Source organism: Paenibacillus periandrae, assembly GCF_022458865.1.
GTDB lineage: Bacteria > Bacillota > Bacilli > Paenibacillales > NBRC-103111 > Paenibacillus_S > Paenibacillus_S periandrae.
Window position 1 is genome coordinate 139,735 of the sequence record NZ_JAJNMU010000014.1, and the last position, 12,934, is coordinate 152,668.

Consider the following 12,934-nt stretch of genomic DNA (forward strand, 5'->3'; position numbering starts at 1 on the left):
TAGTGCATTGTCATCTTTCATTATCGTACGAAAATATGAAATTTAATCAGTTTGTATTCGAGCTACGGGCAAAACGGGCAATTTTGGCGAAGAAGTCCTCCAAGATAAAACGCGGGTCTACGGTCTCGTACACTTTAATCGCCCGATGCTTGCCATTATGGATATAATGCATCAGCGGATCAATCTCGGGTGCCGGCCGCCATTCCGATCTACCGCATTCGGGATAGAGGATCAGCCCGATCACAGGCGAATCTCCTAATGAGCGGTATTCGATAGCTTCTTTTTTCCTGCTGTTGTATTCCAGCAGCTGTTCGACCAGATAGGCACCGATCCTGCCGTGCGGATATACCTTTTCTATCAGCTCCGAATGACTGACAGGCATCATCCGATAGGCATTATAGGGTACCTGCCATACCTCAAGCCTGGATTTAAAAACAACATTGGCCGCATGGATATCATTGGCCAGATTATACTCTCTGCCACCTGCGGGCCACGTATAACCGCCAATCCAGATGACGCGAATATTACGGCCCTCGATAGCCGGCTCCAGCAGCAAAGCTGACGCCATATCGGTCAAGGGTCCACAGAAAGCGATGTTCAGCGTCCGGTCGTCGTCCTTGAGCGCTTCTTCTATAATAAGGCGGGCTCCAGGCGAATCCACAGGTGTCCATTCATCCGGCATTGCATGGGGAGCTCCGTTCTCTGCTCTTATGCTGCCCTCCAGTCCCATCAACCGCAGCAGCAAATCGATTTCTCCCCTGCTGTCCAGCATGCTGGTCTCGGAAATTTTGTCTCCAAAATGGGCTGCTATAATTCCATGAAGCTCAAAGGATGGCGTCAAAATGCCATGAACGATAGCATACTGATCATCTGCCTCCGCCTTTGTGTCGGTATTGATTATGACGCGCAGCTTTTTATGCTGTGGGTAATCAAATTCCATCAGAATACCTCCATGTCGTACAGGCCGCCCGTCACACTCGACTGAACTGCAGCCAGCCTAATCGTTTTTTTTATACAAAGTGCGATATTCGTTGGGTGAGACGCCTTCTACTTTTTTGAACACGCGTAAAAACGTGGTCCGGCTGTGAATGCCGATGCTTTCCGCAATATCATTGACCTTCATCTCGGTCCGGGTCAGCAGCTCCTTGGCTTTTTCGATACGCACCTGATTGATATAATCGGTCAAATATACGCCGGTTTTACCTTTAAATACGCGAGACACGTATTTCACGGAAACGCCCATTTCATCGGCTATTTGCTCCAAGCCCAGATCCTGTGTGTAATGCTCCTGAATATATTTTTCGATAAGCGAGACGAGGCTGCCCGATCTTTGACCTTTTTGTGCCTTGGTCACTTCAATAATTCGGGCGTAAAATGACTGAATGATCTGCTGCAGCTCCTCCTTCGTTCCGGTCAGCGTATCCCCAATTGCGGGACTTGTGAACTGCTGAAGCTGCTGATCCATCTCCAGAGACGTAACATTGCGGCCTTTTTCCGCCAAAAAGCGGACACCGGTTACATACATTTCTTTAAACAGCTGCCCCATATGCTCATAGGACATGCTGCGCCGCATATTATTTTCGACAATTTCCTCAAGCACCGTACTTACGGCTGATTCGTCGCCCAGCTTCAAATAATTTAATAGCTTCTGCTCGTCGTACAACGAATATTGGTAGCTGTTGCGGATAGACATGTGGTTGGAATCGACAATCTGAAATCTTTTTTCCTTATTTCGTTTGCCAAGCGCTGTCATCGCTTCATTATAGGAAATGCCGATATCATTGACGTTGGTGTAAAAGGTGCCGATTCCAATCGTGATGTCGTAATACATCCGTATGTCATATTCAAAAATTCCGAGCATCCGGTTAAAAGCCTCGTACAGCAGTTCCGTTTCCTGCGCTTCATCCACATTCACCAGCCCTACGAACAAATGCTGCCGATGCTCCAGTACGTAGGCGGGCAAATCACGACCGAGGAGGGACCAGATGATTTTTTTGATCCCGTTGATGACATAGATCCGCTCGGTATCCTGAATATCCTCGTAAAACGCCTCTTTAAAATCAAAATGGACCGAGCAGCATATAAAGCCCGCACGCGTGAAGCCGAAGTCCGCCTTTAACGTTTCTCGTAATATTTCCTCCTGATTCAAGGTGTGGCCTTTAAGCAAGAACAGCAGTGAATACTCGACATACTCGCTTGTATGCTTGTCGTATTTAACCTTGTACTGCTGGTTGCTGTCGGATAGACGGTCAATCCCCTGGCGGATCAGATCAAACTCATTGGAATGAATATTATCTGCAGGATCTCCTTTGCCCAAATCGCTTTTTAAGGCAATCACATCACGAATGTTGCGAATTGGATTGTAAATACGAATGCTGAACACGAACGAAAAGATAATGCCCATTACAATCAACACGATAGATAGCAGCACCGTCATTTGCAAAATATTAACTGTATGCTGGTTGAACTCGCTAAGCGGTGTGAACGAATAATAATCCCAGCCATACAAATTGGACTTGATATGGGCAATCATATAACGCTTTCCCTGTATCTCAATATCCTGCGCTCCGCCTTGCTCATGAAAAGCAGGCAGCCAGGCCGAGCTTTCCGGCGAACCGTTCATCAGTCCATGCTCATCGTAAATAATTTGCTGATTCCCATCCAGTACCACAAAATTCGTGGAATCGAAAACGGCATTACCTTTTAACGCATTGACGATTGCATTGATGGAAATATTGACAACCATCACAGCATTCTGATTCTGAATCCGGTTGGTCATGACAATAGGTACAACCTGCTTGATTGCCATCTTCTCCTGGATCACTCTGGAAACCGGCAGCAGCTCTATGCTTTTCGTGGAATTCTGCTTATTGATCCAATATGCCGTATCGTACTTGTCGTACTTATAAATGTTATTGAAATAGGAGCTAAATGTGTTAACGCCCGCACCGACGTAAACCTCCTGATTATCAATGTAAACAAAGGTTGAATCCGTAAAATTGCTAATAATGTTCTCGCTTCTTTGCAGAATGCGCGGCAAGCGCCAAAGCTCTGATTTGATGGTTAGGCTTTGTTGGTCCTTGGGAATAAGCAGATTCATGACGGTATAATCAAACAGAAAATTGATTCCCGTCTCCTGCGTCGTATTAATATATAAATCTATCGTATTCGCTGCAGATTCCAGATTAGTGGTAATCCGCTCGTTAAACTGATTTTTTATCATGCTGATCGAGTACGCATATTCGGACACGCCAATAATAATAATCGGAATCAAAAGAGACAGGAAATACGATAAAATTTTGAGAAATAATCGGTTCTGCTTGCTCTGGAATTGTTTGAATCGCATGATCCCGTTGTTCATCGTTGTTTCCTCTCTTTTGCTTCCGGCAATTAATGGATTTGCACAATCTTGATTTGTTCAAACAAACCATAAGGCTGCACAATATAACCCGGCGTGAATTCGTTACCCTCCCTGCGAAAGGAATCCCAGCCGATCATAGCCTGCCGTGGTCCCCGAGCTTCATGAAAAGGTCCGAACATATTGCGCGGGCTGCCCATGACTTCGATCTCCAGCGCATTACTGCCGGCGTTCAGATAAGGGGTTAAATCGACTCCATCGGCCGATTTCCAAGGCACGTGTCCGGCAGTAACGCCGTTCACTCGGATTTCCACAGTGACCGCAGAATGGTCACCCAGCAGCAGGATGGCTTTTCCCGTTTCATTGTTCGGGTGAATATAATCTACATGGTAAATCATACTTCCATTATAATGATAATATCCCTGCAAGCACCAATCTCCTGTATGGAGCGTGTCCGGTTCTTCTACGATACTCCGCGACAGATTGACCGCAAAATCGCCGATCAGGTAGCAGTCCTCGATTTCCATCGCCTGCGTATAGTCAGCATACAGCTCCAGCTCGTTGCTGCCCTGCCGGATGCCGGGAAGTGTTATACAATCCATCGATCTGTCAACGAACCAGCCCACAGCCTTATTGGATATCTCGTGACCATTGAGCAGAATACGGAACCGCTGCGAGCCTTCCAGCACAAGCTGAATTTCTTGGACAGGCAGCTCCGTCACATTGAACTGCAGCCTGAACCCGACAGGTGTACCATTATGGGGGTGCTCTTCATGAATCCACTTGTATCTCTGCGTGATCCCATTATAATACACCTGCCGCATGCTTAATGTATTGCGGATTTCCCTTTGAGCAGACCATACCTGCATCTCCTCCGACCAATCGCCGTCACCCATACGGTACTTACATGTATCCAGAGTGAGCACATTGGGCATCGTCCTCGTAAAACGGAATTCAGGACCTGCCGCCGCGTAAAGAATAGGTTCAGACTGGGATTGTGGTAACGCCTTTGAAAATGAAGCTGCATTTAAGGTGCTCGCGTCAACCGGGTGGATTAAATACAGCTTGGAAGCGGCTGCACCGAATTGAGCATTAAAGCACAAACGATCTTTTTCGATCCATGAATCGATCTCCGTAATCTGCCCGGTCAATGCATCCCATTCTTCAACACGGCCTATCAGCTGAATATCGATACGCACCTCATAACCTTGATCACGATCATTATTGACGACGAACAGCGTATGTCCATCCTCAACCTCCTTGAACAAAATGAACAGCTCGGAAGCCTCAGCCGCATAACGATTACGAATTCGTACAGGCCGCGGTTGGATGTCCTCGAGCTTGGCAATAACCTCCTCCGGTCTCGATGCGATGGTGACGCCCGGATGGGCGTACAGGCCGATCAGCTCCTCGGATGGCTTGCCTTCGATCATGGTGGCGAATGGTGTCATCGCAACCACTTTACCACCCTGCTCCAGAAACCGGAGAAGCAGCTCAAACGTGATGCGCAGCATCGTGCGTATCGGCGGAATGACGGCCACCTCATAACCCGCCAGATTCACGAACAGCTTGTTATCGCGAACCGCTCCTGTCTCAGCCATAATCGTTTCATCGCCAAGATCAAAATCATAATGAGCTCCCAGCAAAATACGTAAAAAATCATTAAATTCAAACCCATACTGGTCAATAGCCGGAATGTCACGGTCCAGGCCGCGTTTCTTACTTCCATAAGGATTGGTACCGAGCATCGACCAGGCCGTTGAAGCCGGATGCAGCACCAGAATATCTCTGACCGGCCGCCCTTCGCTCATAACCGAACCGATCCGGGCAAAATAATCTTCCATAATATAATTATATTTCCACCAGCTATTCTGGTAATTAAAGACGGGAGGGTAATCTCTTTTGCGGCAGCCCTTTAATGAATACAAAGCAAGATGCTGGGATCTCAGGTTGATGCCCAGTACGTACTGCCAATCCCCAACCCATTTCTGGCCTTCGAACGTAACTTCCCAGCCCGTGCAGCCATACGTTTCAGAAATCGTAAACTGACGTCCGTATTGATTGGCAACGCTGGTACACTGCTTGACGGTTAAGTGTTCGTTGGTCTGCTCACAGAGCAGGTCGATTCCCGGCACATGCTGGTACCGATAATGCGGCATAATAGCTCCGCCGACCCGTGTCGCCACTCCGAGAGAGCCTTCCCACAAAAAGTGACCGGTAAAGGCAAGTCCGTTATCCTCGCACCAATCACCTAACTGTTTGGAATACGACTCGCAAAATTTATCCGATACGGTCCGCCAGTAATCATGCCGTGCATGTGGGGACTGCTCTCCGTTAAAGAAAATGTAAGGCAGCAGCTCAAGAATATCATACCCGCGCTTGTCTGCGAAGTAGGCCGGGAACGTGGTTGTCCATGGAATCCAGCCGCGCCCCGCCGTATAAGTGCTGTGCCGGTCATGTACGCTCGGCTCGTCGGTGAAGATACCGGCAACCGTGTGGCCGAACTGCTCGCCAATTTCAGCTTTATACACCTCATAGGTCGAATCAATAAAAGCACGGACCGTGTCCGAATTCATGCTGTCCGGCGGCGCCTGATCATTAAACCATTCACTCGGGGCTGATACCTCGACCCTGAATACGAGCAGCACTTCATCCTCGACCAGTACAGCGGCTGTTTGGGCGGTTAGGCCGGCTATCTCCGGCAGTTGAAGTTGAAGCCGCTCGCAGCGGAGCACATTCATATCATCAATTACTGCTTTGAATACGGCGACAATGGCACCATCAGGCTCGAAGGAGCCCCGTACCACTTCAATTGTCAGCCCTTTGGAGCGGTGCTCATCCCCTATAGCTGGAACCTGACCGCCCGCAGAGCCTGAGGGCCAGCGATCCTCGTCATATAGCCACGCCTTCATCCCCTGCTGTTCGGCTTGAGCCACCGACTCCCGAATGGCTTTCATCCATTCGGGTCCCATATAAGGTGTTTCCAGCCCGTCACGCGAATGCATGAAAAAGCCGCCCATGCCCTGAGCCTTCATATCCTTAATTTGCCGCGTCAGCTCTTCCTGCTGCAATTCGTCATTCCAGGCCCAAAAAGGCAATGAACGGTATTCCGCAGGCGGCTGATTAAACCGTTCTCTCAATTCAGGCAAAGTTGCCATATGGGTAGACCTCCTCAATGTTCAGGGATTCCTTACGACTCCAGTTCCAGGCTCCAGCACACAACCCGCTCCCGTTTCCATGTGTAGGTCACGTATATATGTCTGCCTTCGGCAATCACTGCCGGGTACGAGTACTCCCCCGGTTCGATCGGCTTCGTATAGGTCCGGTAGTCGCCTTCCAGCACAATCAGCTGCTCCCAGTTCTCGCCATTGTCTGTGGATACGCTCAGCAGGAGCGGCATCCGCGGGCCATTGTACATACCGACCGGATTGTAAGCGAGTACAAGTGTACCGTCATCCATGCGCGCCAAATCGATGCCACTGTTGTTATTCGGCAAATACGTTCGATAAGCAGGCGACCAGGTCCGGCCTGAGTCGGAAGAATCACTCCGGTAAATAAAACCGGCGGTGCTGCGGTGCAGCATGTGAACGTAACCAGGCTCCGATTCCCAAATGGTCGGCTGAATGAGACCTTTGCCGCGGACAAGATACTTTCCTTCCTGCCCCTTGCCGCCCTCGGCAGAAGGGCGAAGCACAGGCACCATCGCGCTTTGCGTCCAGGTCTGCCCCTGGTCTAGTGAGATATCGGCGAATGCATCCCATGTTTCTCCTTCAATAGAGGCGGGAGCTAGCCAGGTCCCATCCTGCAGTTCAATCAGCTTGTTCTTAACCGGACCTCTCCCGCCTGAATCTCCCGGCACCAATTCAACCGGCTCGCTCCAGGTTTCACCGTTATCATCGGATACGATCATTCTTGTATACCACTGTGGAATTGGGCTGCCCACCTTGTAATGCAGCACGATTTGTCCATCAGTCTTGCGGAATAATACCGGATTCCAATGTACGACGCCTTCTTCGTCCGCTACCAATCGCGGCCTGGACCATATACCGTCCGTTCTCGTCGAGCACCAGATCGCTACATCCGGCGCACCCTCCTTGCTCCCGGCAAAATAGGCAACCAGCAGATCGCCGTTCGACAGCGTGACGATCGTCGAGGCGTGGCAGGCGGCGAATGGGCGATCCTCCTCAAATACAAATTGTCGGCTCTGTTCCTTCAGCTTCATGGTTTCACTCCACTCTCTCTTGTCTTATTTCTTCTGGTTCAATCTGGCTAACGCGCCGTTATAAATTTTTTCAAGCTCGGCGCCTCCGGAATCACGGGCTTTTTTCATGACTGCATCATATTCATCCAGCTTTTTGACACCCATAATAAATTTGTCATATTCCTGCTCCAGCATCGTGTTCAGGTTGACCAGTATTTCCTTGACACGAGCAGCCTCTTCCTTTGTAAGCGGCGGTTCCAGATAAGGATCATGGTAAGCCTTGTCATTAGCAATCGTTTTCCAGAACTGCTCATGCATGTCGCTCCAGTTGCCCGTCAGCTTCTCTACCTGCACCTGCGGCTCGGAGTTGGAGAACCATGGCGTAAAGCTCAGCTTGCCGGAGCCCAGGTCGGAATACATCGCATAGAAAGCGGTAGGCTGGCCGTCTTTAAATTTCATCACGTAATCGCTGTTCAGCTTGGGCTGGCCCTTCTCGTCCAATGTATGGTGGACACCCTCAACACCGTAGTTCATCAGGTTGGATGCCTTCTCGGTGTACATCCAGTCGATCAGTTTGACAAGTGTTTCCGGGTCCTTGGCCTTGGAGCTGATCGCAAAAATTCGGTCGTTCGTTATCGTTGTTGCGTAAAATTCGGCTCTGGCTTTGCCAGGCTTATATTCCGGGATTGGAATAAGCTCAAGCTTGCCGTCCGGAACTGCCTTTTGCAGCTGCTTCGTATAATCAAGCGCAAAGCCGCTGTTGTCCATAAAGAAGAACGATTTACCGCTGGTCAGCTTCTCGGTCCACTGCTGCTGTGTCGCGACTGCATAATCCTTGTCGAGCACCCCCATCGTGAAGGCTTTGTTCAGGTAAGCCAGTACGTTTTTGAATTCGGGCGTGCCTTGTCCGTACACATATTGGCCGCCGTTCACATCCTTATCAAAATATATCCCGTTGCCGCTGCCCACTCCCGAGCCCAGCATATAAGACATCGTTTTGAACAATTGGTGGATAGGTCCGCTTCCCTTACGTGCGGAGAACGGCGTCGAATCGGGATAAATCTTCTTGAGCTCAGCTAACACAGTCAGCAGCTCGTCAAAGTTTTTGGGTGTCGGCAGGTTGTGTTTTTTCAGCAAATCGGTACGGATGACCGGCCCGAAGCCATTTTTCAGCTCATTGCGTCCTATCGCCGGAAAGCCGTACAGGTCTCCGTCCGCGGTCAGCTTCGCCATGTCCGGGTATTGATCCCATACTTTTTTGAAATTGGGCATCAGTCCCTTGTTCATATATTGCATCAGCGGCACAAACACACCTGTCGATGCAAAGCTGTTAATATCAGCCATATCGACCTGGATAATGTCCGGCAAATTATTGGTGGCGATCAGTATTTTTTTCTTATCGTTATAATTGCTGTTGGGCACGGTTTCGAATTTCAGCTTGATGTTCGTCTGCTTGAGAATTTCCTGCTGGATCGGAGCCATATTTTTGACCGGCTGGTTCGGATGCTCCGGGAAAGCGATCGTAATCTCGCGTTCCTTGGCGGAAATTTTACCTGAATCTGCTCCAGCCGTATTAGTTCCCGGTGCAGCGGGTGCTGCCTCTTTACCGCCGGTCCCTGAGCAGCCGGCAATAGCCGTGGCCACAATGATAATGGACATTGATACGGAAACCCCTTTTACCCATGCTTTAGTCATCTTGGATAAACCTCCCTTTGTGTGGATCAAGCGTTAATTTTGAAGCATGCAGAGCACGCAACAGTCAATGAAGCCAGGTGCCCGGTGATCCCGGAGCATTCCCCCTCTCATTAAGGATGTGAAATGTAAAGGTGCTTAACCCTTTAAAGCGCCAATCATCGCGCCTTTGACAAAATACTTTTGCAAATACGGGTACGCTACGAGGATCGGCAGCACGGTAATAATAATGACCGCAAACTTGTAGTTGGTTGCAACGACACGGAAATTGGATGACGCACTGCCCACATCCGCGGTCTGATCTGCGAATTCGCCCGCTATGACGATGTTTCTCAGCAGCACCTGCACAGGAAACTTATCGCTGTCGTTCAAATAAATCAAAGCCGGGAAAAAGCTGTTCCAATGATGTACAGCGTAGAACAGCACCATCGTGGCCATAACAGGAAGCGAGAGCGGCAAAATAATTTTCCACAGCACCTGCAGCTCGTTGGCTCCATCCAGATAAGCCGATTCCTGCAGAGCGACCGGAATCCCTTCAAAATAGGTTTTCATAATGATCATATTGAAGGTACTGATTGCCGTAGGCAGCATTAATGCCCACATCGTATCGATAAGCCCGAGCTTCTGGACGACCAGATACACTGGAATCAAACCACCGCTGATGAACATCGTAACCGCAACCATAAAGATGAAGATGTTGCGCCCGTAAAAATCCTTTCGGGAAAGCGGATACGCACACAGCGCTGTCAGAATCACGTTAATTGTCGTCCCGACGGTCGTATACAGCAGCGTATTGCCGTAAGCCTGCCAAATTTTCGGATTTTTAAATACGACCAGATACGCATCAAACGTAATGTCCATTGGAAGCAGCTTGATCAGACCGCGTGTAACCAGATTGCCGTCGCTAATCGACACGATAAAGATGTAATAAATCGGGTATACCGTTATGAAGATCAAGAGCAGCAGCACCGCGATGTTACACACGTCGAAAATTTTGGACCCTAATGAAATATGTTTGTTCATGACAGCCTCCTGTTATCTACCACAATCCGGTTTGACTGATTTTTTTGGAAATGCGATTCGCCGAGACGAGCAGTACAAGCCCGATCACCGCCTGGAACAGCTCTACCGCAGTCGCATAACTGAAATCGCTGCCCAGCAGCCCTCTCCGATACACATAGGTCGAGATCACATCTGCCGTTTCATAGGTCGAACCGTTATAAAGCAAAATAATTTTGTCATAGCCGATCGACATCAGCTTGCCGATATTGAGGATGAGCATAATCGATATCGTTGGTGAAATTTCGGGCAGTGTGATGTGAATCAACTGCTTCCAGCGGTTGGCTCCATCGATTTTGGCGGCATCATACAGCTCCTCATCTACAGCAGTCAGCGCAGCCAAATAAATAATCGAGCCCCAGCCGATGCTTTGCCAAATCCCCGAGGAAATGAAAATCGTCCGAAACCATTCCGGCTTCATCAGAAATTGAATCGGTGCCAGACCAAACCATGTAATGATTTGATTGACCAGACCGTCCAGTGTAAGAAAATTGACGATCATCCCGCAGACGACAACCGTAGAGATAAAATGCGGCAGGTAGCTGACGCTTTGAGCGAATTTTTTCAATGCCTTGCTTTTTAATTCATTGAGAAGCAGAGCCAAAATAATTGGTGCCGGAAACGCCCAGAACAGCTCGTATATATTGATGAGCAGTGTGTTGCGAACCAGCTTCCAAAAATATTCATCATTCATAAACTTTTTGAAATGCGATAGTCCGACCCAGGGGCTATCCGTGATGCCCTTGACGATATTGTAATCCTTGAAAGCAATGATAATGCCATACATCGGCCAATAATGAAAGCATACATAATAGCAAAAAGGCAGGAAAAAAATCAAATATAAATACCGGCTTCGTTTCATATTTCGCAGGATCGGATGGCTCTTGCTGCTGGGCGCGCCGACTGCTGGCTGTACGTGTGATGTTTGAATAGAAATCCCTCCTGGCTGACGATCTCGTACGGTTCACGCCGATCAAGCTGATGTCTAATCGGCGGCCGTTTCCGTAATCCCTATTATGAGAGCGGCTGAACGCCTTGAAAAGCACCGATAACGGTATTCCACGAACCACTTTTCGCACAAATTCGCCGATGATTCAAATTTCTAAGGGTGTCCAAATATCGCACACCATGGCTGCGAGCCCAGTCTGGGCAAGGGTTAAGGACATTCTCATGCAGAAGCCAGGGATTTCTTCTCGCACGTCTAATTGACTCATGGGACAGCAAAAAAACCATAGTCGCTCCATAATGAGCATGCAATGGTTTTGAGCTGCTTGGTGAGACAAAACAAAAATCCCTGTTTCGCTGCAATCAAGCAGCAACAAGGATTTTGGCAAAACCTTCCCTTACAGGAACGCGCTTATTCGATTGGGTCAATACCCATAATGTGAAGCAAGAAGTTCTAACCTTTACTATTCAGCGATGGCACACGGTATCTGCGCGCTGCACTCTCATACAGCCAGTCACGGGCGACTTCAATCGCCTGAGCATGATCCAGCCAACCAGAGGCCACACGTTCAGCCAAAAATTCACTGAGTACACGCTTGACCAGCCAAATTTTCCCATACGTCCATTCAATGCACCTTGAATCAGATGCGATCAGTGAAGATTTCAGTGCCGGCAGTGCCTCCAGCCTGTACTGCATGGACTGCTTGTAGGTGGATGCCCGGAAGTTATACCACCAATGCCCCCCCACATGAACATTAGGGAAATTCCATGCCGCCTGCACCACATCGAGATTGTTGATTTCCGAGGCGACCACCAATTCGAACGGGCAGCTGTATTTCTCAAACAAACTGCTAAGCTTCAGAATGCGCTCCGGGTCGTTCGCAGGCAGTGGTTCCCCGCACCAGGAGCGTTCGACACCGAGAAAGAACTGTATGAACAGCACATGACGCTGTGCAGCCTCGCAGATCAGATGAAGCACATTCATCAGAAGCTGATCACGCACCAAGCCCGATGCAGACAGGTCATACAACTGGTTAGCCACAGCCTCATATCGCGGAAGTGTGGTCATAATGCCCGGACAGCCCTGCTTGCTGTAGCCGCCCAATAAGGCGTCAACGGTTTCACGCAGCTTCTCGAACGTCTGGAGCGGATTTGAGCTTTCTATAATCTCAGTGACCCATCCGAAAATCTTCCCGTCGATTCGCGGAATCAGAATTGCATTCCGCCTCATTCCTTCAAAAGGAGCATGCTCAGGTACATTGACTACGTACTCACGAACGCTCAGGCGGTCCGCTACCTGCTGTGCCCAGTCTACCTGTACTGCAGATTGCTTGACAGCTTCATCTGCCGCCAGAACGGACGCTTCATCCTTCAGCTCGATTCCATATAAATCCTGGAAAATCCGCGACAGGGCCACGTTCATCATCGTATGTCTGGAAGCATGGTGAGCGCTAAGAAATGCCTGGATTCGCTCACGAACCGGCAGCTGCTCGGCATGCGCCGGATAACCGGCTGCCTGCAGCTCACGGAATAACCAGAAGTAATGGGCGATCTGCCAGAAATCCACAGCATTCAGCCGATCTCCAACCAGATGGGTATGTGTGTCCACAACGTCAACCGTCTCAAGCTCTTGCATGATTCGCTCGCGGATCGTTTCCTGCTGCATCCTGTTATCCTCC

Annotated in this window: 8 protein-coding genes; all 8 read right to left on the bottom strand. The window is 49.3% G+C overall.

Going from position 1 to position 12,934, the window contains the following annotated elements; translation table 11 throughout:
- Nucleotides 1–46 precede the first annotated feature (46 nt).
- The 8 genes from LRL21_RS23645 to LRL21_RS23680 all read right to left on the bottom strand — a co-directional run bounded on the left by LRL21_RS23645 (nt 47) and on the right by LRL21_RS23680 (nt 12,921).
- Nucleotides 47–940: a nucleoside hydrolase gene (locus tag LRL21_RS23645; protein WP_240418262.1), complete on the bottom strand. Its 894-nt coding sequence runs from the start codon at nt 938–940 to the stop codon at nt 47–49.
- A gap of 57 nt (nt 941–997) precedes the next feature.
- The gene (locus LRL21_RS23650; protein ID WP_240418263.1) at nt 998–3,361 is read right to left on the bottom strand and encodes a helix-turn-helix domain-containing protein; all 2,364 of its coding nucleotides are present in this window, start codon (nt 3,359–3,361) and stop codon (nt 998–1,000) included.
- 29 nt (nt 3,362–3,390) lie between these two features.
- Complete coding sequence (locus tag LRL21_RS23655) at nt 3,391–6,516, bottom strand: glycosyl hydrolase (RefSeq protein ID WP_240418264.1); 3,126 nt, start codon at nt 6,514–6,516, stop codon at nt 3,391–3,393.
- 32 nt (nt 6,517–6,548) lie between these two features.
- On the bottom strand, nt 6,549–7,580 hold the full coding sequence (locus LRL21_RS23660) for a sialidase family protein (protein WP_240418265.1): 1,032 nt from the start codon (nt 7,578–7,580) through the stop codon (nt 6,549–6,551).
- Nucleotides 7,581–7,604: 24 nt separating this feature from the next.
- Nucleotides 7,605–9,254 carry an extracellular solute-binding protein gene (locus LRL21_RS23665; RefSeq protein WP_240418266.1) on the bottom strand — a complete coding sequence of 550 codons (1,650 nt, stop codon included), beginning with the start codon at nt 9,252–9,254 and terminating at the stop codon, nt 7,605–7,607.
- A gap of 135 nt (nt 9,255–9,389) precedes the next feature.
- Nucleotides 9,390–10,274, bottom strand: coding sequence for a carbohydrate ABC transporter permease (locus tag LRL21_RS23670; RefSeq protein ID WP_240418267.1), 885 nt, complete (start codon nt 10,272–10,274; stop codon nt 9,390–9,392).
- Between the two features lie 16 nt (nt 10,275–10,290).
- Nucleotides 10,291–11,172, bottom strand: a complete 882-nt coding sequence (locus LRL21_RS23675; RefSeq protein WP_240418268.1) for an ABC transporter permease — start codon at nt 11,170–11,172, stop codon at nt 10,291–10,293.
- A 537-nt stretch (nt 11,173–11,709) separates the two neighbouring features.
- Nucleotides 11,710–12,921, bottom strand: coding sequence for a glucuronate isomerase (locus tag LRL21_RS23680; RefSeq protein ID WP_240418269.1), 1,212 nt, complete (start codon nt 12,919–12,921; stop codon nt 11,710–11,712).
- Between the last annotated feature and the right edge of the window lie 13 nt (nt 12,922–12,934).